This is a genomic window from Cytobacillus kochii (assembly GCF_044790165.1).
Classification (GTDB): Bacteria; Bacillota; Bacilli; order Bacillales; family Cytobacillaceae; genus Cytobacillus; species Cytobacillus kochii.
Genome location: NZ_CP085254.1, coordinates 2,411,891 through 2,432,809 on the forward strand (window position 1 = coordinate 2,411,891; position 20,919 = coordinate 2,432,809).

At 36.4% G+C, this 20,919-nt stretch carries 21 protein-coding genes; 3 read left to right on the forward strand and 18 right to left on the reverse strand.

What is annotated here, in order from left to right:
* Positions 1-80 precede the first annotated feature (80 nt).
* Complete coding sequence (locus LG276_RS12500; protein ID WP_224936555.1) at positions 81-614, forward strand: YceI family protein; 534 nt, start codon at positions 81-83, stop codon at positions 612-614.
* A gap of 88 nt (positions 615-702) precedes the next feature.
* On the opposite strand, the gene dacB is transcribed toward LG276_RS12500, so the two are convergent.
* The 14 genes from dacB to LG276_RS12570 all read right to left on the reverse strand — a co-directional run bounded on the left by dacB (position 703) and on the right by LG276_RS12570 (position 14,660).
* Positions 703-2,187, reverse strand: coding sequence for a D-alanyl-D-alanine carboxypeptidase/D-alanyl-D-alanine-endopeptidase (dacB, locus tag LG276_RS12505; RefSeq protein ID WP_251161659.1), 1,485 nt, complete (start codon positions 2,185-2,187; stop codon positions 703-705).
* A gap of 248 nt (positions 2,188-2,435) precedes the next feature.
* A complete protein-coding gene (locus LG276_RS12510) occupies positions 2,436-2,747 on the reverse strand; it encodes an MGMT family protein (protein WP_251161660.1) in 312 nt (103 codons plus the stop codon).
* A 199-nt stretch (positions 2,748-2,946) separates the two neighbouring features.
* Entirely contained in the window at positions 2,947-3,909 is a 963-nt protein-coding gene (locus tag LG276_RS12515; RefSeq protein ID WP_404292112.1) for a S8 family peptidase, read from the reverse strand.
* A gap of 161 nt (positions 3,910-4,070) precedes the next feature.
* Positions 4,071-4,577 (reverse strand): G/U mismatch-specific DNA glycosylase, encoded by a 507-nt coding sequence (gene mug, locus LG276_RS12520; protein WP_251161661.1) that lies wholly within the window; start codon positions 4,575-4,577, stop codon positions 4,071-4,073.
* Positions 4,578-4,857: 280 nt separating this feature from the next.
* Positions 4,858-6,216, reverse strand: coding sequence for an aspartate aminotransferase family protein (locus LG276_RS12525; protein ID WP_251161662.1), 1,359 nt, complete (start codon positions 6,214-6,216; stop codon positions 4,858-4,860).
* Positions 6,206-7,024 carry a phosphonoacetaldehyde hydrolase gene (phnX, locus tag LG276_RS12530; RefSeq protein ID WP_251161663.1) on the reverse strand — a complete coding sequence of 273 codons (819 nt, stop codon included), beginning with the start codon at positions 7,022-7,024 and terminating at the stop codon, positions 6,206-6,208. The genes LG276_RS12525 and phnX overlap by 11 nt, the downstream gene beginning before the upstream one ends.
* Entirely contained in the window at positions 7,024-8,115 is a 1,092-nt protein-coding gene (gene phnW, locus LG276_RS12535) for a 2-aminoethylphosphonate--pyruvate transaminase (RefSeq protein WP_251161664.1), read from the reverse strand. Before phnW ends, phnX begins: the two co-directional genes overlap by 1 nt.
* A gap of 14 nt (positions 8,116-8,129) precedes the next feature.
* Entirely contained in the window at positions 8,130-9,119 is a 990-nt protein-coding gene (locus tag LG276_RS12540; protein WP_251161665.1) for an extracellular solute-binding protein, read from the reverse strand.
* Between the two features lie 16 nt (positions 9,120-9,135).
* Positions 9,136-10,758, reverse strand: coding sequence for an ABC transporter permease subunit (locus LG276_RS12545; protein ID WP_251161666.1), 1,623 nt, complete (start codon positions 10,756-10,758; stop codon positions 9,136-9,138).
* Complete coding sequence (locus LG276_RS12550; RefSeq protein WP_251161667.1) at positions 10,751-11,503, reverse strand: ABC transporter ATP-binding protein; 753 nt, start codon at positions 11,501-11,503, stop codon at positions 10,751-10,753. Before LG276_RS12550 ends, LG276_RS12545 begins: the two co-directional genes overlap by 8 nt.
* A gap of 61 nt (positions 11,504-11,564) precedes the next feature.
* Positions 11,565-11,756, reverse strand: coding sequence for a hypothetical protein (locus tag LG276_RS12555; protein WP_251161668.1), 192 nt, complete (start codon positions 11,754-11,756; stop codon positions 11,565-11,567).
* A 64-nt stretch (positions 11,757-11,820) separates the two neighbouring features.
* The gene (locus tag LG276_RS12560) at positions 11,821-12,591 is read right to left on the reverse strand and encodes a DeoR/GlpR family DNA-binding transcription regulator (RefSeq protein WP_251161669.1); all 771 of its coding nucleotides are present in this window, start codon (positions 12,589-12,591) and stop codon (positions 11,821-11,823) included.
* A 255-nt stretch (positions 12,592-12,846) separates the two neighbouring features.
* Positions 12,847-14,115 (reverse strand): TRAP transporter large permease, encoded by a 1,269-nt coding sequence (locus tag LG276_RS12565; RefSeq protein WP_251161670.1) that lies wholly within the window; start codon positions 14,113-14,115, stop codon positions 12,847-12,849.
* On the reverse strand, positions 14,112-14,660 hold the full coding sequence (locus LG276_RS12570; RefSeq protein ID WP_251161671.1) for a TRAP transporter small permease: 549 nt from the start codon (positions 14,658-14,660) through the stop codon (positions 14,112-14,114). Before LG276_RS12570 ends, LG276_RS12565 begins: the two co-directional genes overlap by 4 nt.
* A gap of 192 nt (positions 14,661-14,852) precedes the next feature.
* Here LG276_RS12570 and LG276_RS12575 point away from each other — a divergent pair, with 192 nt between their 5' ends.
* Together LG276_RS12575 and LG276_RS12580 are read left to right on the forward strand one after the other, a co-directional pair.
* On the forward strand, positions 14,853-15,881 hold the full coding sequence (locus tag LG276_RS12575) for a DctP family TRAP transporter solute-binding subunit (protein ID WP_224936569.1): 1,029 nt from the start codon (positions 14,853-14,855) through the stop codon (positions 15,879-15,881).
* A gap of 69 nt (positions 15,882-15,950) precedes the next feature.
* On the forward strand, positions 15,951-16,130 hold the full coding sequence (locus tag LG276_RS12580) for a DUF4083 family protein (protein ID WP_251161672.1): 180 nt from the start codon (positions 15,951-15,953) through the stop codon (positions 16,128-16,130).
* 421 nt (positions 16,131-16,551) lie between these two features.
* On the opposite strand, the gene LG276_RS12585 is transcribed toward LG276_RS12580, so the two are convergent.
* The 4 genes from LG276_RS12585 to LG276_RS12600 all read right to left on the reverse strand — a co-directional run bounded on the left by LG276_RS12585 (position 16,552) and on the right by LG276_RS12600 (position 20,871).
* On the reverse strand, positions 16,552-16,677 hold the full coding sequence (locus LG276_RS12585) for a hypothetical protein (protein ID WP_281202868.1): 126 nt from the start codon (positions 16,675-16,677) through the stop codon (positions 16,552-16,554).
* Between the two features lie 330 nt (positions 16,678-17,007).
* Positions 17,008-17,442 (reverse strand): peptidylprolyl isomerase, encoded by a 435-nt coding sequence (locus LG276_RS12590; RefSeq protein WP_224936572.1) that lies wholly within the window; start codon positions 17,440-17,442, stop codon positions 17,008-17,010.
* Positions 17,443-17,782: 340 nt separating this feature from the next.
* Positions 17,783-18,325 (reverse strand): HD domain-containing protein, encoded by a 543-nt coding sequence (locus tag LG276_RS12595; protein ID WP_224936573.1) that lies wholly within the window; start codon positions 18,323-18,325, stop codon positions 17,783-17,785.
* Between the two features lie 470 nt (positions 18,326-18,795).
* On the reverse strand, positions 18,796-20,871 hold the full coding sequence (locus LG276_RS12600; protein WP_224936574.1) for a transglycosylase domain-containing protein: 2,076 nt from the start codon (positions 20,869-20,871) through the stop codon (positions 18,796-18,798).
* Between the last annotated feature and the right edge of the window lie 48 nt (positions 20,872-20,919).

The window sequence follows — 20,919 nt, forward strand, 5'->3', positions numbered from 1 at the left end:
TGGCGAGATTATAATTATTTCGAAATCAATTATTTTTAATTTGAGATTTATTAATCAAAGATATATAGGAGGAAAATAAAATGGCTAAAACAAAGTGGACGTTAGACCCAGCTCATAGTAGTGTTGATTTTTCTGTTAAACATATGATGATTGCTAATGTAAAGGGATCATTTACAGCGTTTGATGCTGTTATTGAAGCTGATCCTAAAGATTTAACAACAGCGGATATTTCATTAACAATCGACTCAGCTAGTATTGATACCAAAAACGAAGATCGTGATAATCATTTAAAATCACAAGATTTCTTCGATGTTGAAACCTATCCAAAAATTAATTTTAAAGCAACGAATATTGTGAAAAATGGGGAAGATGAATATAGCGTGACAGGCGATCTGACGATTAAAGATACAACAAAACAAGAAACGCTTACAGTCGAATTTGAAGGAACGGGAATTGATCCATGGGGAAATACAAAAGCTGGATTTAACGTAACTGGATCAATCAGCAGAAATGATTATGGCTTAACATGGAACTCTACATTAGAAACGGGTGGCGTTCTTGTCGGAGACAAAATCAAAATTAGTTTAGATGTTCAGGCTAGCAAGGGTGAGTAATTTTTATCCGAATCTTATTTAAAATAAAGACGATTACAAAACGCTTGGTGTCCAGCACCCAAGCGTTTTTGTAATGATAGAGCGTAGTTTATTGTTCAGCTAAAATGGTAGCAATTTTATCTTCAATGATTTTCCCTTTTGATCCATCTACCATATTATTCAATATAATAGAAAATACATATCTTTCTCCTGACTTGTTATCCACATAGCCTGAAAGCGAGCTAACAGTTGAAATCGATCCTGTTTTTGCATAAACATGACCCTCAGCTGGAGAGTTTTTCAGTCGATTTCTTAATGTTCCCCCTACCATTCTGTCCGCATGACCAGCTACTGGTAATGAATGAAAATACACATCAAACCAAGATTCCTTCTGTACTTCGTATAAGAGTTTGGAAAGCTCGTTAGCTGGTAATAAAGTGACATGAGAGATGCCTGATCCGTCTCTTAAAAGCATGGTATCTTGATTGATTCCCCAAGCCTTCAATTCATCTGTTAAAACTTCTAATCCCGCATCCCAACTGCCTTCATTTTTAACCACTTTTCCCATTTCTTTGATTAAGATTTCGGCATGTGTATTATTACTTAACTTCATAAAGGGAATGAGCAATTCCTTTATCGGCATGGATTGTTGTTCATACAACACTTCTGTTTGATTAGGTGCGACTCCTACCCTAACGCCACCATGTATTTTAATACCTTCATCTGCTAAAGAATCCTTTAATAACTCTAAAGCATACTGTGTTGGCTCCCATACGGCAATCCACTCTCTACTAGATGTAGCTTCTATAGGAATCGTCCCAGTGATGGTTATCTCATTTGTACCATGTTCTCTTACAATATCAATTTCTTTTTTATCTGATGTACCAACGGTTTTAGCGTTATTGTTGATTTTGACATATTTATTGTTCGGCTGCAGAGTTATTTCTGGCTTTTTCCCCTCTTGTTTACCTGGTTTTACCTCGACAATCACACTTCCAGCATCATAATCTTCATTCGGACTTACAGTCAATGCTGATATTTGCGCACCATAATAATAACTCTCATCTTTCCAGATGATATCTTCTGACAAACGTTCATCATCATACCAACTATCATCTGCAATAAGTTGACCCTTAATCATTTTAATACCTTGTTTTTTTAATGCTTTAGCCATGTTAGTAAAATCTTCTTTCAATAAAGTAGGGTCGCCATACCCCTTTAAATAAATATCCCCATGGTGGACAGAGCCCCGTTGCTGGCCCTTCGATAATAATTCTGTTTTAAAACGATAATCTTCACCTAATACTGACAGTGCTGCTGCTGCTGTTAATAGTTTCATATTAGAAGCTGGTCGTAATCTAGTATCAGCTATATGTTCATAAACAATCTCCCCTTCTTCTGCGCTCCTCACGCTTACACCAGCAAGAGCTCCCGCTAACAGTGGATCATTATTAATAAGTTGATTAAGCTTCTGAACTAACTCATCTCCTTCTTCATTAGCCGAAACTTTAGGTTCCACTGCTGATTGAAACGGTGTATAGGCAATTGAAAATAATAGTACAACCGTCAACAAACTCACTAAAGCTTTTTTCATTTTTCCTCATCCCCTCCTATTTTCTTCCTGTCTACATTTCTCCTACATAGATTGACAAAAAACTACATCTATATGTATTGAACTTCGCTTTTTCTTCATTTTTCTCCTGTAAGTGAATGGATGTGTTTTTCCTTCTGTCCTAAATAGGTAGCAATAACTAGTCAATCATTTCTTTCAGCAAAACTAGGCATACTTAGGGGAAAAAAAGAGGAAAGTTAGAGAACAAACCTTGCCTGTGTGTGAATGCTTCACTTGGCGCGGTCATACTGTGAGCGACTCATATCCACTTGATGAGCCTGTATAAAGAAAACACCTTCTTGTTCAAGTAACTCTTTTTGCATATCGGCTTGGTGGCTATCATTTTGTCTAATTTCACCTACTTTATTGACCACTCTATGCCAGGGCAAACCATATTTATGACTCATTGAATGGAGAATGCGAACAACTTGCCTTGCACCACGGGGGCTACCAGCATATGTTGCGATTTGTCCGTAGCTCATGACCCTGCCTTTAGGGATTTCTTTAATTATTTTAATCACTGTTGCTGTAAATGGTTGCATATCCTTTCCTCCAAACGGCTCGTTTTGTTACTAGTATAATAAACTAAAGGATCATAACATAGGCTCAATTCATTCATCATAAAATACATGTAATCAATAAAATAAAAAAACCATGCCTAGAGAAACTTATTAGACAAAAAATAACAAGAACAAATTCAATGAAACAGAATTTGTTCTTGTTTTTAATCCAATCAATATATTAACTTCTTACTAATCTATTTTTTACTACTTCTGTTAATACACGGTTTAAATGTTCTGGTACAGTTAAATAAAGGAGACCGTTACCTTCTAATTTTGGCGAATAGCCCAGCGGAACAGTTCTTCTAATCAGTTGCGCATATGACTCAGGCTCTGAGAAATCTCTTTCAAATGTAACTTGAGATAAATCTTTTATTAACGCCAAAGCCCCTGCGACGTGTGGTGCGGCCATTGATGTACCGCTTAGTTTTGCATATTTACCATTTAAAAAAGTAGATAATATTTCTTCACCAGGAGCGACCAAATCAATTTCGCTATGAGAATTGCTGAAAGGAGATGATTCGCGGTTTAAATTAACGGCTCCAACACTAATGACTTCATTATATGAACCTGGATAAGCAAGCTCATCGGTATTATCATCCCCGTCACCTTCATTCCCAGCTGCACAAACAACAAGAATATTTTCTCCGACGGCTTTTTGTATCGCTTCATGTAGTTCTGGAACATCTTCAGGGCCACCTAGTGACATCGATATAATATCTACTTTCTGTTCAACCGCATACAATATTCCATTTATAATCCAATCATATTGACCAGATCCATCTTTGTTCAATACTTTTACAATTAACAAATCTGCTTCCGGGGCTACTCCAATTACTCCTGATTCATTAGCAGTAGCAGCAATTGTACCAGCAACATGTGTGCCGTGACCATTATGGTCATCTAAGATATCTGGTGAACTCCCATCATCGTCTGTAAAGTTTCTACCACCTATAATTCTCGCTTTTAAATCGGGGTGGTCCATGTCACAACCTGTATCTAATATTGCCACCTTCATGCCTTTTCCTTTCGTCTCTTTCCAAATCTCAGGTGCCTGAATCAATTGTATTCCTTGCGGTGTTTCATTGACATCTGTCACTTGATCATTGACTGTGTAAGGCATTACTCTAACTAATTGCTTCATCCTTTATCCCTCCCTAACATAATCGTGAAAACCATTTGGTCCCTTCAACGCATAGACAAGAGAATTTTGAAGCGATACAAGTTGTATCATTATTATAACAAAAGATTAAATATTCTGAAAGAAATTAGACCTTTTTTTCTCTCGGTCTTTTTTCCTGTTTTTTACTTCCGTAACATTTCCCTCAATTGTTTATAGATATCTACAATTTCATCTATTTTCATTCTTACAAGCCCGCTTGACGAAGGTGCAACAAAATCAATTACACCAGGTACAACCGATTCGCTCTGAAACCCCCAAGATACCTTCTTTTTCTTACTAAATTCTTGATATACACCTTTCCCTACATAACAGGCCACTTCAGGTTGATATGTTTCTAGTTTTTCTAATAGTTCTAATCTACCTGCTTGATATTCTTCCTTCGTAATATCGCCGGCCGCTTTAGTTGGTCTTGAGACGATATTTGTTAAACCATATCCTAATTGAAGTAATTGATGATTTTCTTCTGGTAAGTAAATCCGCTCAGTCAGTCCAGATTGATAGAGGATTTTCCAAAACCGATTATGACGATTGGCATAATGATATCCAGTTTCTGCAGACTTTACGCTCGGGTTAAACCCAATAAATATGACTTTTAAATCCTTTTTAAGATGATCATCTATCGGTTTCATTTATCTTTACTCCTTTATTTTTTCATACAATAACCATAGCATGTAAATGATTATTTTTGCATTGATACAATCTACAATTTATTTATAGTAGAAGGAAAAAATGATCAATTGCTTGTATGAATGTTCTAGAAAAAAAGACGTTCACAATCTTAAAAATGGACAGTGATTATCCCGACAATCATTTTCATCATTTTAAGTGCTGTTTAGACGATTCCTAATTTTTATGATGTTGCACTATGCATGCAGAAGACAAAAAAACCTCTCTAAAAATGAGAGGTTTTTATGCATGATATGCTCTCAAGCCATTCTCCAGTAACTCAATAGCTAAGCTTGCTTCTTTTTCTTTGATGATGAGGGGTGGATGCCATGTGATGCAATTGCCAGCTGCTACTTTAAACGATAGTCCATGTTGTAAACAATAGTAGAGAAGAAACTCGGTCAACTGCTCATCTTTTTCTTTTGTGACTCGGCTTTTAACAAGCTCGATCGTTATTAACAATCCACAGATTCGCAAATCCCCAATGCAAGTATACTCCTCCGCTAGCTTCTTTAACTTAGCCGCCATGAATTGAGATTGGCTCAAACTATTTTCTTTTAACCTGTAATCGTCAATATAGTTAAGCATGGCAACGATAGCCGCACTGCCTATTGCTGGCTTTTCATGTGTATAATGACCGAGTGAAACATCTGCCGCCGTATCAAGCACTTTTTTCACTAAAACGGCAGCTTGTGGCACGATGCCTCCGCCTAAACCTTTTCCCAATACAAGGATATCTGGCTCGATATCATATAATTGATGCACATAACATTCACCGCTTCGGTAAAAGGCGGTTGGAATCTCATCAAAAATGAGTAGGATTCCATGTTCGTCACATATTTTTCTTAACCTTTTAAAATAAGATCGTGGAGGAATATGCGTGTCTGTTGCTCTAATTGGCTCTAGTAAGATGCAACTAATATTCCCTTCATTTATAATCACATACTCCAGATAATTTAACGACTTTTCAGCGATATCTTCTGGTGAGCTTGCACCAAAGACATTCCGGTAGGACTGGTAGGGCATTACTTTAATCATCCCAGGCAACATCGGACCAATACCGTTTTTAAATACAGACTCTCCTCCCGCAGAGATTGCATCTAAGCCTGCCCCATGAAATGACTCCCACATGGAAATCACTTTATGATTGCCAGTCACTTTTCTAGCAATTTTCATAGCAAGCCCTACTGCTGCACTGCCTGAGGGAACGAATAATACCTTGAAATCTTTTGAGATCGTCTTCTCTATTAACCTTTCTCCAGCCTCTATCGCAATGTCAGCAGTAAATCTCCGCGGAATAAAAGGCAAAGTACTCATTTGTTTCGTGATAGCTTCAATCACGTACGGATTTTTATAGCCGACTTGATGCAAGCTATTGCCATGGAAGTCTAAATAACGTTTTCCCTCTCGATCGATTAAGTAGCAACCGTCTGAGTCAACAACGGTTTGTAGACAAGGAGTCGACATCGATTGCCTTATAAAGACCGCTTCGTCGCGACAAAGTGTTTCTCGACTTACCTGATCAAGTGAATGATTCCATCTCAGCCGTGAAGGGCTATTATTCACGTCTCCTTCACGGTGAAGTGCTTCTTTATTTTTCAATCGCTTCCCTTTCCTTCCCGGATACTTGAAGATTAATTGTTTCTATCAGTGAAGGTAATTCTGTCATTGTCTCAATTGTAAAATCAGCCCCTGCGCTTATAAAGGCTTCTTTTGTTCGTGCCATTTCTTTCCGTTGTTCCTCTTCAGATAATTTGTTAAACTCATTGGCTGATAAGCCCATTTCAGAACTACCAACTATCACCCCAACCGTCCATACGCCGGCTTGTGCACCTTCTTTCATATCTGAAATCGTGTCTCCAACCTTCACGACGTTTTTGACACTTGATACTTTTAATGCCTGCAAGTTTTTAAAGATCATAAACGGATACGGTCGACCGTACGAATCGGTATCATCAGCTGTAAAGTAACAATCAGGTGTATAGCCTTTTTCCTTTGCTAAGGGTACAACAATATCCATCATTGTGCTCGTATATCCTGTCGTTGACCCTATTTTCAAACCATATGCTCTTAGCTCTTTAACCGTTTCGACCACACCAGCTATCGGATCAGTAAAATGAGCTAATGACTGCAATAAAGCCGGTTCGAATTTGCTATACAACCTTTCTACATCTGTTTCAGTGAATGGCTTGCCATTTTGTTCTTCCCAAAGACATGCAATCCGGGGCATTGACAGCATGGCGCGAATATGATCGATCTTTAGCATGCCCATTGGTTCTCTCGCCTCTGCCATCGTTACCTCAATACCCGCATCTTTAAAAATATCAATAAAGACATTTACAGGTGCAAAACAACCAAAATCTACTGTCGTACCCGCCCAATCAAATATCACTGCTTCTATTTTTTTCATTATGCTTTCACTCCCAAATAGTTTTCGATAATATCGCATAAACGGTTAATATCTTCTTCGTAAATTTCGCCAATATTGCCCATTCTAAAAGTATCTTCATCAGTTAGTTTTCCTGGATAAATAACAAACCCATGTTCTTTCATATAATCATAGAAAGCTTGAAAACTAAATTGATCGTTCGGATAAATAAAGGAAGTAATAATTGGTGATTGTTTGTCCTCACTAATATATGTATCAAATCCAATGGCTTTCATTCTCTTCCTTAATAACTGATTATTATTTCGGTATCGTTGTTCACGAGCAGGAATCCCTCCTTCTGTGTCCAGTTCATCCAAGCTCTTCCCGAAAGCAGCAACGACATGAGTTGGTGAAGTATAGCGCCATTTACCATCTTTGTCCATCGCTACCCATTGATCATATAAATCGAGTGAAAGGCTTCGTGCATTACCTTTACAAGAGGTGATTTTCTCTCTTTTAGCAATCACAAATCCAAACCCTGGCACTCCTTGTATACATTTGTTCGCACTGCTTATTAAGAAGTCAATTCCAAGTGCAGGTATATCAATTTCCATTCCGCCAAAGCTTGACATTGCATCAATAATTAATGTTTTATTTGTTTCTTTAGCAACGTTGGCGATCATCTCAAGTGGATTAAGAATACCTGTCGTTGTTTCACAATGGACCATGACGATATGTGTAATTTCGTTATCTAAAGATAATAAATTTCTAATCTCTGCTTCTTTCGGATATTCATTATAGGCTACAGCGTAATGCGTATGCTTGATACCAATATAGTTGGCGATTTTGACAATCCTCTCACCATAGGCACCGTTCGTAATAATCAATGCTTTATCTTCTTTACTAAAAGCAGAAGTCATAACTGATTCCACTGTAAAAGTGCCGCTTCCTTGCATCAAGACAACGGTATAGTCATCATTTTCTGCATGAGCAAGTTTTAATAAATCTGTGCGAATTTTTTGCGTAATTTGCTTATAATCATCATCCCAAGTACAACGATCAAACAACATTTCTCTTTTAACCGTCTCTGTCGTTGTTAATGGACCTGGTGTTAATAATTTATATTGTTTCATTCGTAAACTCTCCTTTATTTAGCTGAATTAAAGAATGCTTGATGTTTCTCTAATAACTCTACTGTCATTGGTTCTGGGAATATTTTTTGATTGCTAGCAATATTTTCATCTGCAACCGTCTCGCCATCGTATAAAGCAACTGGATAATAGTCGATTAAACCTTCTCTCGCTTCTTTTACCAGAACTTCAGCCATTTCTTCCGCTAATTCTTTTTGCCCTTCACCTTTATCAATGACAGCAATCGATTCTGTAGTTGAGAAGTTCCCTTCTGTTGGATCGATAAAATCAATGGGTGCGCCTTCCGTTTTTGCAGCAACCGCTTGATGACGCAAACCAAATCCAACCGCCACTTCCCCTGCTTGCACCTTTTTAATAGAACCAGAACCTGAACTTTCTAAATGGGGCCCTGCATTTTTTATAATACCAGCCATTACATTCTTACCAGTTTCTTCTCCATATTCACTAATTATTGCCTGAATAAGCATCCATCCTGTGGAAGAATCCATAATATTAGGGATTGACACTAAGCCTTCGTATTGCGGTTCTGCCAACTCTTTTATTGAGGTCGGTACTTCTAGCCCTTTTTGCTCTAAAAGAGAAGTGTTATAAAATAATGAACCAGTATTAGCTAATAAAGGAGTATAAAAGTCAGGATATTCTTCTAAACTACTTGTATCAAAACTTAATTCCTTAAACATGTCATGTTGCTTTTCAGCACTTTCTAAAAAGTAAGAGCTCATTGTGACGATATCTGCTTCGATACTTTTCCCTTCTGCTAATAATTTTCCTCCTAATTCTGATGTTCCTAATGATTGAATTAAATAGTCTCCTTCAAAGCCAGCATCGTTTAATGTTTCTTCCATCACGTTTACTGCTTCTTCATCACCATTTGATAAGATCACGACTTGATTACTGTCACCACTTGCTGCCTCCCCTCCACATCCAGCTAGAATCATAACGATAGCAACTGACAAGAGTGTGAACCATTTTTTATTTTTTCTCATGTTACATCCCTCACTTTTATATGTTTTTTAATGATCTTCTTTTTTGTAAATAATCACAGAGTAGTTTGATAATGAGATTAGTGAAGAAGATCAGTAAAGATAGTACAAAAATGTCATTAAATTTAGCGAAGTGCTGTAGTTCTTTGATCTTACTTGAAACAAGCGATGTTTGAGCAGATACGAGAAAAATAATGCCGCTAATCGTGACCATCGCATTGATAAAATAATAACTAAACATTTCTATCACTGTGCCCCAAGAGTTTGGCAGAATCACTCTGTAAATCGTTTTAAACCAACTATCTCCCAGTAATCCTCCCGTTGTCTCCCATGTCGGGTTCATCTTAGATAGAGAATTTTTCGCCATTAAGTAAGGCGTTGTGTAGTAGTGGACAATATTGCATACAATAATAATAATAAATGTGCCTTTTAGACTGCTATTATTAAAAAGTAATAGATACGATAGACCAAGTACCATACCAGGCAAGGTATTTGTAATCATTGAAACAATATCAAACGCGCCTTTTCCTTTTATCTTTGTTCTCGCATTAATAATCGCTGAACTGTAGGCTATCAATATCCCAAAGAATGTCGTAAAAAGAGCAACGATTAAAGAATTCTTATAAACACCAATGAGGTCATTTGATTGAAATACATTGATGAGATGATTCCATGTAAAAGTTGAATCGTAGGGAAAACTTGTTAAAAACGGTGCAATGAACATCACCAGAAAGACAGATAACATACCAATGATGACAATGGAAGATAATAACGCAAAACTAATATCTCTTCCTTTATTTTCAACCATTTCAATCTCAGTGAATTTGTCATAATGGAAATTGAATCGTTCTAAATATTGCAGTAAAAAAACACCGAATAAGGCTGGTAGGAGCATTAATATAGCGATGACTGCCCCATGGCTGAAATTCGGGATTGAACCAAGCATAACCTGATAAAGCTGAGTAGAAACAACCGAGTAGGTTCCGCCAATCGAAGCTGGTATCCCATAATCAGTAAAACTTAGAATAAATGAGAGTACAAAGGCTCCACCTATGGCTCCAGTTAATGGACGTAAGATCGTATGAAAAAAACTTCTCCAAGTACCGTCTAACATCAACTTTGAAACAACCATGAATCTCTTATCTATATACATAAATGAGTTATTGATAATAAGAAAGGCTGCCGGTAAAGTGTAAATTGTATAACCTAACAACAAGCCATTAAATCCATAGATATTAAATAAAGGTTCTCCCATGAGCTGCGTGATTAATCCTTGATTACCAAAAGAATACATAATTGCAAAACCGTATGTAATCGTAGGTAATAACATAGGAATAAGTATCCCGACTTTAATGATACTTTTATAACGATGTTCAATATTCGTACAATGTAATGCGTAAGCAATCATAAACGCTAACACAGTTGAAATGACAGCTGTTAATCCTGAAACTTTTATACTGTTCATGAACGCTGTTAGTAATTCGCCATTCGCTAGTACATTTATATAATTAGTTAATTCAAAGCCATTGGTTGTTTGGAAGGAGCGGTAGAACAATGCCAGCATTGGCAAGACTAGAAATACCGAGAATAGTAGGATGATAGCCATATAGATGACCTTCATTTCCAACTTGATATTAGGCATATTGCTCACCAAACAAATGAAAAATATTTTGCCTTTTAATGTGGAGTTGTTTAAGAATAAAATCTTTCACAAATTCATTATTCGGTTCATGAATGATTTCATGTGGGGTGCCGAATTGTGACACATGACCTTGATTAATAATTAAAATCTTATCTGACAAAGTTAACGCCTCTTCCGGATCATGCGTAACAATAATGGTTGTCAATTGAAATTGCTTAGCAATCGACTTGATTCTTTCTTTAATTGACTCTTTTATCACCCCATCTAATGCACTTAACGGTTCATCTAATAGAAGAATTCTTGGTTTCATCACTAACGTTCTCGCAAGCGCGACTCTTTGTTTTTGCCCGCCAGATAGTTGACTGATTTTCTTGTCCAAATGTGGACCGAGCTCAAGGAAATCAATATATTCGTGTAATTCATTCTTTGAGTCCATAGATTTCTTATTCTTCAAGCCATAAACAATATTTTCATAGGCGTTTAGATGGGGAAATAATGCATAATCTTGAAAAACAATGTTAAAGCCCCTATCCTTCATCTTTACATTCGTTAAATCTTCATTCTCATAATAAATTTTACCACTATCCATTTTTGTCAATCCTAAAATGATGTTTAATAACGTTGTTTTCCCACTTCCACTTTGACCAAGAAGTGACACGATTTCTCCTGGTCGTATTTCTAAATCAATATTTTCTAATACTGATTTGTTATGATATTTTTTAGATACATTCTCAAGTTTGAGCATATTTAAATCCTCCCATAGTTAGAAAATTCAGTATTTTAAACTGAGCATTTTCCTCTTTAAGCTACCAAGACGAATGATAAAAAGTGTCACAATAATAAAAAATTAACCATGTTATAGACCCTTTACCGCCTACAAAAAATATTATCGCTGCTGAAGTAAGTCCCTTTACTTTGACGCCCATTTTTTTCATTAAATCAGCATCTAGAAATCCTAACCGATACAACAGTGCGGCAACTGGCATCGGAGCGCTCATTGTTCCATTCTCCTCTGAACTAAGGAGGGCTGCAATCAGCTAACTAAAGTGCATCCCTCTCCTTTTAGCTCTGTATCCATTGTTCTTTAGTAAGGGCAACTGTGTGCGAATAGTCGATATTCGTAATAAAGTAATTCACTTCTTCTAATGATGCGATTTTATAATTGGCTACCTTATCCACCTTAGAATCATCACTTAGAACATAAGATTTTTTTGATTGCGAGATAAAAACTTGTGATAGAAGACATTTATCTAAGTCATAACTTGTAAATCCAGCTTGATTAGCCACACCGTCGATGGCAATAAATGCTTTATCGACATAAAATTCTTTTGCCATTTTTTCTGCCAGAGATCCGGTTGTGCGGAAGTGGTCATTACGAACATGTCCACCTAAGAAGATAAGTTCACCTGTGAAACTTCTTAACTCCTCTCTTTCCATTAATTTAATCGCGATGGGAAAGGAATTCGTTATCACTGTAATGCCTTCTTTCATTAATAAACCATCAGCCATCTGCATCGTTGTACTTCCTTCATCAATGAAAAGTACATCACCATCTTCAACAAGAGTAGCTGCTTTCTTACCAATCAATTTCTTTTCTTCGATATGAAGAATTTCTCTTTCAAACATCGACAATTCATTATTTACAGGCTCAACTTTGACTGCGCCACCATGAACTTTTTTTATTTTATATTCATTTGATAATTCTTCTAAGTATCTACGAATGGTTTCCGTTGATACATGAAATTCCTTCGCCAATTGATTAACCTTCACTTGCCCAAACTCTTGGATTAAACTCATAATCTTTTTCTTTCTTTCTTCGGCTAGTAGAGACATCCATGTTTGCTCCCTTAATCAAAATTCTTTTGTTGTTTTACTTTGTTTTATTTTGTTTTATGTTGTTTTTTATTATATAAGCAAGAATATCACATGTATATCATCCTGTCAGAGAATCTCACAAACATTTACAAAACCTTAAATATCATTTACAACCGCTTAAAGGCTTTTACATATTTCTTATATTAGTTTGCTTATAACAACACAAAAAGACCGCCAAAGACATTGCTTTGGACGGCTCTATTACTCAATGATTTACTCTGCAAACAACAGAGAGATTTCAGGGAATATGATTACAAGAATAAGTGCAGCCACCATAAGCAAATAAAAGGGAACCACACCTCTAATCACTTCACCAATTTTTTCTTTTGTAATTCCACTAACTACGAACAGATTTAGCCCTACCGGAGGAGTAATCATCGCTAACTCCATATTAATCGTCATAATAATGGCAAAATGTATGATATTGATATCGAACAATACTAATACAGGTAGTAAGATTGGCAAAGTGATTAAAATAATCGCTGTTGCCTCTAGAAACATCCCCAATAAGAAAAACATCAAATTGACACCAATTATAAATATCCACTTATTGGCTGCACTAGCTTCAATCCATTGAGCAAAAATCTGCGGTACTTGTTCCGTCGTTAAGAACATCCCAAAAACCATGGCTGAAGCAATCACTAAGAAAATCATCGCAGTTATATTAATAGACTCTTTTAATACTTCTCGAAATTTATTAAAAGTCATCTCTTTGTAAATAAATATCGACACAATTAAACCGTATAAGCAAGAAACAAAAGCCGCTTCAGTTGGCGTGACAGCCCCACTATAAATGCCACCTAAAATAAAAACGGGTAGTAAAAAGCCCCAGATTGCCTTATATGTCTTCTTCCATCTTAATTGAAAGGGAACTTTTTCTAATCTACCATAATTATGTCTCCTTGCATGAAATATGGCTGAACACAAAAGTAAACTTGTTAGTAGCAAACCAGGGATTATTCCTGCAGCAAATAATTTACCTACTGAGGCTTCTGCAACAGTTGCATAAATAATTAACGGAATGGACGGTGGGATTAATATACCTAGCGTACCAGCAGCTGCCACTAAACCCATCGAATATCTTTTACTGTAACCTGCCTTTACCATCGCAGGAATCATAATCCCACCAATTGCTGCAGCTGTGGCCGGGCTTGAACCTGAGATGGCAGCAAAAATCATGCAGGCAAGGATAGTAACAACAGCTAACCCACCGCGAAAATGACCGACCCATGATTTTAGTGCTTCAATTAAGTGAAAGGATATGCCACCTTTGGACATAATCACCCCTGCAAAAACAAATCCGGGAATAGCCATTAAAGTTGCTGAGTTTAAAGCATTAAACATCTTCAAACCAACCGTATAAAGCGTAAAATCTACCATAAATAAAGCAACGATGCTAGACAGGCCAAGGCTGACTGCGATTGGAACTCTTAATAAACAAAGAATCGTAAATACAACAAAGAGGACAATAATCGCACTCATAAACTAACCCCCTTGTTATGATTTTCTCTATTTTGTTGTTCAATTTCTTCATATAATTCTTCTACTTCACCTGTTAACTCTTTCTTATCTCCTTTAGCAGATATATAAGCTTTTCTAATGAAGTAAAGCCCTAGTAGCCCCATACTGATAGGTAATACAAGTAAGGTAATCCAAATCGGAATACCTACATCAACAGTTTCAGTACCTTGCACTCTTGTAAGCGTTACCAATTTAATGCTTGTAAACATTAAAAAAAAGGCAAAACCCGCACCGATACAATTGCTAATACAGTTAATAATCATTTTTGCTTTGTAAGATAAACGATCAAATAGGATTTCTACACTGATATGACGATTTTCCTTTAAAGCGATACCAAAACCCAAAAAGATGGACCAAACAATCAAAAATTCAAAAATCTCTGTCACCCAAGCTTGCGGCATATTGAGGATATACCGTGTAAATACCCCATACAGACTTACAAACACACCAGCAATAAATAACAAACCAGCTATTCCCTCTTCTAAGTTTGATAGTTTCTTAAGCATGACGATTATCAACTCCCCTTTTGTAGATTGTATCCAATATTTATACTTTACTATAAAACAAATGAATAATAAACAGAATATTTATTTATTTTTATTTATTCACAATTTTCATTTATTTTGTTATAATTTTAGATATTGTATCCAATCTACTATTTTGTAAGCGATTTCTTTTGTAACTAAGGGGGTTTTTCCATGTTAAGAGTAAAATCGATTTTTGTCCTTTGCCTTTTGATTATCGTTGGAACACTTCTGTCTGGTTGTCAAAGTCACCCTACACATGCAGATGTTACCCAAGTAAACGGCGTTCAAGCAATGACTATTAAGATATCCCACGTAGTTGCAGAAAATACCCCCAAGCATAAAGGGGCATTAAAAATGAAAGAAGTGATTGAAGAACAATCAAATGGGAAGATCCAAGTTGAGATTTTTCCTAATAGCTCCTTGTTCGGTGATAAAGATGAATATCAAAACTTAATTGCCAATAATGTTCAATTCATCATGCCAGAAATGACCAAATTAGTTGGTTCAGAAGTCGGTTTTAATATTCCAGGTATGCCTTTTCTATTTGAAAATGATGAAGCTGCTGAAAATTTTTGGGATGGTCCAAAGGGGAAAGAAGTATTAGCGCGTTTACAGAAAGATAAAGTATTAGGGTTAACCATGTGGCCAAACGGAGCCAAGCATGTGACAAATAATAACCGTACTATATCCTCTCCAAGTGATTTTGCTGGATTGAAAGTGCGGACAACTGGAGGGCAACTATTAGAAGAACTATATAAATCATTAGGGGCCGGCTCAAGTTCGATCCCTTTCGGAGAGCTATATACTGCCTTGCAACAAGGAACGGTCGATGGTCAAGATAACCCGTATAGCAACATCGAATCGAAAAAGTTTGCTGAAGTACAAGAGTACTTAACCATTATCGGTATGAACCGTGTTGACTATGCATTACTAACAAACACAACTTTTTGGGATGGATTAAATGATGAGAGCAAGCGTATTGTGCAAGCCGGGATCGACGCAGGTACAGAGATTGCTAGAGATTCTGCTGAAAAGCTCAATGATGAAGCTTATGTAAAAATACAAAATGAGAGCGATATAGAAATAAATGAACTGACTGATGAAGAAATAGAAGCTTTTAAAGAGCATTTACAGCCAGTGTATGATAAATGGAAGGAAATTATTGGCGAAGATATTATTGAGGATGCTGAAAAACAGTAAAACGGCATCCTAATATTTCTATATCATGTATACTAAGGTAAAACCGTCTCAAATGAGGTGATATAAGAAATGACTGGGGATATGGTGTTTCAAATTATTATGTTCCTCTTCCTTTTAGCCGTCTTATTAATAATTGCTACCGCTGTAAAAAGCTTGTTAAAAAAGAGGGTTGTTAAAACAAATCCTGATGTAGAACAAAAATTAGATCGTATTATCGAATTATTGGAAAGAGAAACAAATAGTAAATAATTAAAGGCGTTTTCATATAAAGCGCCTTTCTACTTTCTCACATTTAATGTAGATTTGGACGATTCTAAATGCCACTCAAAAATTTCGATAGACAATTATCGGTTAGCAGATGCCCACACATCGCCTTTACTACCCCTATTTTTATCAATTTTCACCACGTTTATATGTTTTTAACCAATATTGTAATGATTTGAGGGTTATGTCTCTTTTTTTGGAAGATAACTTTTACGTCAAAATACGAGGGTTTTCTTATTCTTTATGCAAAGATTATGAGTGAGTGATGTATTTTTGTTCTAGCTATTCATACGTAATGGGTTTGTGAAAAAACGACTTTTGCTAGTCTTTATGAGCGGTTTCCCTTTTGATGGAAGTGAAATACTTTTACGAAGCACCCTTTCGATTTTTCCTTGTGAGTGATTGGCTATCCATTTTGCGAAGCATTTATTTCTTCTATTCTTTCTGAGTGACTTGCTAAGCCACTTTGCGAAGCGCTCTTTTCTTCTTTTCCTCCTGAGTCACTTGCTAAGCCACTTTGCCAAGCGCTCATTTCTATTTTTCCTCCTGAATGACTTGCTAAGCCACTTTGCGAAGCGCTCTTTTCTATTTTTCCTCCTGAGTGACTTGCTAAGCCACTTTGCGAAGCAATTATTCCATTTCCTTCAACTCAAAAACCTTACCAATCCACAACATTCTGTAATCTCACTCATATCGTTCTGATTGTATGTAAATAACCTTCTACAAACTCTTGATTATTAACAACACAGGCGTAATCACATATATGAATAGAACGAATCACACACGACAAAAAACCCGGACTCATGTCCGGGTTACATTTCAGCTAAAACAAACCACCTTGCTCTAGTTGATGAAAGTGGAATTAGTCTTCAACTACAACCTTTTCCATTACGTCACCATTTTTCATTGCTTTAACAGCTGGCATACCAGAAGTTACTTTACCAAACACAGTATGAACACCGTTAAGATGCGGCTGAGGTTCATGGACGATGAAGAACTGACTTCCACCAGTGTCTTTACCAGCATGCGCCATAGAAAGTGATCCTTCTTCGTGTTTGTGAGGATTGCCTTCTGTTTCACACTTAATTGTATAACCGGGGCCGCCTGTACCTGTTCCTGAAGGGCACCCACCTTGAGAAACGAATCCAGGAATCACACGGTGGAAAGTTAACCCGTTATAAAAGCCCTCGTTAATCAACTTTTTGAAGTTTTCTACTGTACCTGGTGCTTCATTTGGGTATAATTCAAATTCAAGTTTTTCTCCATTTTGTAGCTGTATGTATCCTTTTTCAGACATGTATAACACTCCTTTATATTTCAAAATCTTTTCTATCATAACATTTTTTTATGTAAGAATAAAATCTGAAGGTTAATTAATTTAAATGAAGCATTTATTATGTACCAAATAAGCTTAAGAATAGTAATAAAAGAAATATGATCGATGCATAAAATGAGACATGGAGAAAAAAAGTAGTGAGGTTGAATTTTATTTCTTCAGTGTTAAAAGTTTGTCTTTTCGTCCGTTTTTGCATATCATCACCATCCTTATGTAGATGTTAATAATATTCGTCATTCATGTGACAAAATCCTCCAACTTTAAGCAAAATAAATAGCCCTTCGTTTGTATGAAGTGCCATTTATTCAGCTTGTCTTTGCTGAAGTTGTTGAGTTAAATGACGATCAATGATACTGTCTAACTTTTGTAGACTTTGCCTTGCTCTGTCAGCAGTAATGGTCCGATAATGATGGGCTCCCCCTGGTTCTTCATCCTTTTCATCTGCTCTTTTAACAATGGATTGTAAGGCCGTACGATCCACTTCTCCACCTGGTAAAAAAGAATCAGTATGAAATAATATTGCAAGTGAGACTTGTTTGGCTCTAATCGGATTTTCACCTAAGCGAATCAGTAATTTATGGGCTCTTTCCGCTCCTTTGATCGCATGAATATCGTTTTTACGATATAATTCATAGTCCCATTTACCATTTTGATTATACCAAGTGTAATGACCGATATCGTGTAAAAACCCTGCTTTTGCAGCTAAGTCGACATCCACATTTTCGATCTTTGCTAATTTCACTGCGTGATAAGCAACCGCTACAGCATGGGCAAGACCTGATCTTGTGACATATTTTTTGGCAATATGATGATCAAAAATATTTGTTAATGTAACATCTCTCATAAAAAATAACCTCCTCTTTTTATCCTTTACCATATTTATGCCCCTCTAAACAAACGTTGGCTTATAAAGTTATCATATACATTATTATTGTCGAAAGTGTTAGGGCATATTATGTGGAAATTGATATTTTAACTATACATTTTACTTATTTTCTCTTAAAATTGCTAGTGTTTTGTTTGATTATCTAACAAAAATGTTTGTGAGCAATGTCTCTACCACCTCATAAATAAAACATCCTTGACTAATCGTAAGAAAGAGACTGAGACAAAACTAAATGACCTAACCTTAAAAACGAACAATTACCAATGATGATCTATAAAAATCAGTTGCAAAAAAAAGCCAGTTCCATTGCACTATTCTTTTTATATAAGGATAAAAACACACAAAAAAACCGAATGATTAGTTGTGTATATTCCTAATCACTCGGATCAATCCTTAGCTTGAATACATATGTCCCAGCTACTTCCTTCTTAATTTACATATTCATTCCATTTATCGCGCAAGTATCTCGCGAAATCTTTTCCGTCTTCAATGCTTTCTTTCATAAATTCTTTCCAAACGGGTAGTTCTTCTTTTAGTTTTTCCCCTAGTTTGTCAGATTGTTCTTTAATGGTTGTTTCCATTTTCTCTTTTGCTTTGTTAAAAGTTTCGCCCGTGCTGTTGTTCACTTCTTTAGGTTCAATAGCGCCTTCCATTACCGCTTTAAAAATCGGTACAACATTTGTCGAGGTGCTTCCTGATAAGTAATGTTCTCGGTCCGTTTTATCATACCCCAACCACACTGCGCCAACGATTTCATCTGTATAACCAACAAACCATTGATCTTTTGTTCCATTTAAATCAGCATATGGCAATTGAGTCGAACCTGTTTTCCCAGCAAGTGACACACCTTCTATTTTGGCACCTGCACCGGTTCCATTTTCAATGACGTCTTCAAGCATTGTATCCATTTTTTTTGCGACTGATTTTGATGTGACCTTTGTAGCTTTATCATCATGGGCAACAATCTCATTACCTGTTGGACCAACAATTTTCGTAATAAAATGAGCATCATACCGCTTCCCTTCATTTGGGAAAGTAGAATAAGCTTCTGCTAGTGTTAAAGGAGAAATCCCTTTATGCATACCACCTAAAGCAATACCTAAATACTCATCTTCCTTTTCATAAGGAATGCCAAATCGCTGCAAGGAATCTAACCCTTTTGTTAATCCAATTTGATCTAGTAACCAGACAGCGGGTGCATTGATAGATTCAGCAACAGCTTTTGTCATTTCTACTTCACCAAGGTATTGATCGTTCACATTTGTTGGTGTGTAGTCCCCATAAGTGACTTTTTCATCTTGTAACATTGAATCTGGCTCATAACCTTCTTCAAGCGCAGGGGTGTAGGCAGCAAGTGGCTTTAAGGTTGACCCTGGTTGTGCCTTTATATGTGTGGCACGGTTAAATCCTCTAAAAACATGTTCGCCTCGTCCACCAACCACTGCACGGACGCCACCAGTTTGCGGATCGAGTAGAACAGCTCCACTTTGAACAAGAGTACTTCCATTACCATTCGGGAATAGAGAGTCATTATGATAAGTCACTTCTAAATTTGATTGGATGTTTTGGTCCATTTGTGTGTATATTTTATATCCTCTTGTAAAAATTTCCTCTTGAGTTAAACCATAACGGTTGATTGCTTCATCTAATACCGCATCTACATAGTAAGGGTATTGTCTCTCGAATGTATTTTTTTCCCCTTCTTTTAAGACAATCTCTTCGGCAACTGCTTTTTCGTACTCAGCAGTAGTAATCATGTTCAGTTCCTGCATTTTAGCTAATACAATATTTCTTCTTTTCATTGCGCCTTCATAGTTTTTATAAGGGTCCAGATAAGAAGGTGATTGCAATAAACCTGCAAGCATGGCTGATTCACTTATTGTTAACTCGCCAACATTTTTACTAAAATATTGGTTGGCGGCACTGTCAATTCCCCAGGCACCACTACCAAAGTAAACTTGATTTAAGTACATCTGCAGTATATCTTCTTTTTCATATTCTTTTTCAATTTCAACTGCAAGGAATAGTTCTTCTATTTTTCGGCGGTATGTCTGTTCGGATGTTAGTAGTGCATTCTTAGCTAATTGCTGTGTGACTGTGCTACCTCCACCTGTGATTCTACCAGCAAATAGATTGCTTACAAACGCCCTTGTCATTCCTTTTAAATCAAAGCCATTATGTTGATAAAAGCGTTCATCCTCTATGGCAACAACCGCATTTGGTAAATGTTCCGGTAGATCTTCAAATGTTACTCCTTCGCTACGATTTGTGGCAAAGCTTGACGCTTCATCCCCATCCTTATCATATATGATAGTAGATTGCTTTAATCCTTCTTGTAATGTAGAAACATTGGCATTTACGGCAAGAAAAGCAAAAAATAGAATCGCAAGTAAAATAAAAGTCAATCCTAATAATAATCCGATTTGCGTTAAATGATATTTTTTCCAAAACTTCTTTATCCATTGCCATAAAGTTTTTAATCTGGCTTTTAGTTGAGCTTTCATTGTTTTACTCCTTCATATAAATGCAATAGTGAAAAGTTTTTATTTCCT

Excerpts from the sequence above, each read along its gene's own strand:
- LG276_RS12500 (WP_224936555.1), top strand. The coding sequence starts at position 81 with ATGGCTAAAACAAAGTGGACGTTAGACCCAGCTCATAGTAGTGTTGAT.
- dacB (WP_251161659.1), bottom strand. The coding sequence starts at position 2,187 with ATGAAAAAAGCTTTAGTGAGTTTGTTGACGGTTGTACTATTATTTTCA.
- LG276_RS12510 (WP_251161660.1), bottom strand. The coding sequence starts at position 2,747 with ATGCAACCATTTACAGCAACAGTGATTAAAATAATTAAAGAAATCCCT.
- LG276_RS12515 (WP_404292112.1), bottom strand. The coding sequence starts at position 3,909 with ATGAAGCAATTAGTTAGAGTAATGCCTTACACAGTCAATGATCAAGTG.
- mug (WP_251161661.1), bottom strand. The coding sequence starts at position 4,577 with ATGAAACCGATAGATGATCATCTTAAAAAGGATTTAAAAGTCATATTT.
- phnX (WP_251161663.1), bottom strand. The coding sequence starts at position 7,024 with ATGAAAAAAATAGAAGCAGTGATATTTGATTGGGCGGGTACGACAGTA.
- phnW (WP_251161664.1), bottom strand. The coding sequence starts at position 8,115 with ATGAAACAATATAAATTATTAACACCAGGTCCATTAACAACGACAGAG.
- LG276_RS12540 (WP_251161665.1), bottom strand. The coding sequence starts at position 9,119 with ATGAGAAAAAATAAAAAATGGTTCACACTCTTGTCAGTTGCTATCGTT.
- LG276_RS12545 (WP_251161666.1), bottom strand. The coding sequence starts at position 10,758 with ATGCCTAATATCAAGTTGGAAATGAAGGTCATCTATATGGCTATCATC.
- LG276_RS12550 (WP_251161667.1), bottom strand. The coding sequence starts at position 11,503 with ATGCTCAAACTTGAGAATGTATCTAAAAAATATCATAACAAATCAGTA.
- LG276_RS12555 (WP_251161668.1), bottom strand. The coding sequence starts at position 11,756 with ATGAGCGCTCCGATGCCAGTTGCCGCACTGTTGTATCGGTTAGGATTT.
- LG276_RS12560 (WP_251161669.1), bottom strand. The coding sequence starts at position 12,591 with ATGTCTCTACTAGCCGAAGAAAGAAAGAAAAAGATTATGAGTTTAATC.
- LG276_RS12565 (WP_251161670.1), bottom strand. The coding sequence starts at position 14,115 with ATGAGTGCGATTATTGTCCTCTTTGTTGTATTTACGATTCTTTGTTTA.
- LG276_RS12570 (WP_251161671.1), bottom strand. The coding sequence starts at position 14,660 with ATGCTTAAGAAACTATCAAACTTAGAAGAGGGAATAGCTGGTTTGTTA.
- LG276_RS12575 (WP_224936569.1), top strand. The coding sequence starts at position 14,853 with ATGTTAAGAGTAAAATCGATTTTTGTCCTTTGCCTTTTGATTATCGTT.
- LG276_RS12580 (WP_251161672.1), top strand. The coding sequence starts at position 15,951 with ATGACTGGGGATATGGTGTTTCAAATTATTATGTTCCTCTTCCTTTTA.
- LG276_RS12585 (WP_281202868.1), bottom strand. The coding sequence starts at position 16,677 with ATGAGCGCTTGGCAAAGTGGCTTAGCAAGTGACTCAGGAGGAAAAGAA.
- LG276_RS12590 (WP_224936572.1), bottom strand. The coding sequence starts at position 17,442 with ATGTCTGAAAAAGGATACATACAGCTACAAAATGGAGAAAAACTTGAA.
- LG276_RS12595 (WP_224936573.1), bottom strand. The coding sequence starts at position 18,325 with ATGAGAGATGTTACATTAACAAATATTTTTGATCATCATATTGCCAAA.
- LG276_RS12600 (WP_224936574.1), bottom strand. The coding sequence starts at position 20,871 with ATGAAAGCTCAACTAAAAGCCAGATTAAAAACTTTATGGCAATGGATA.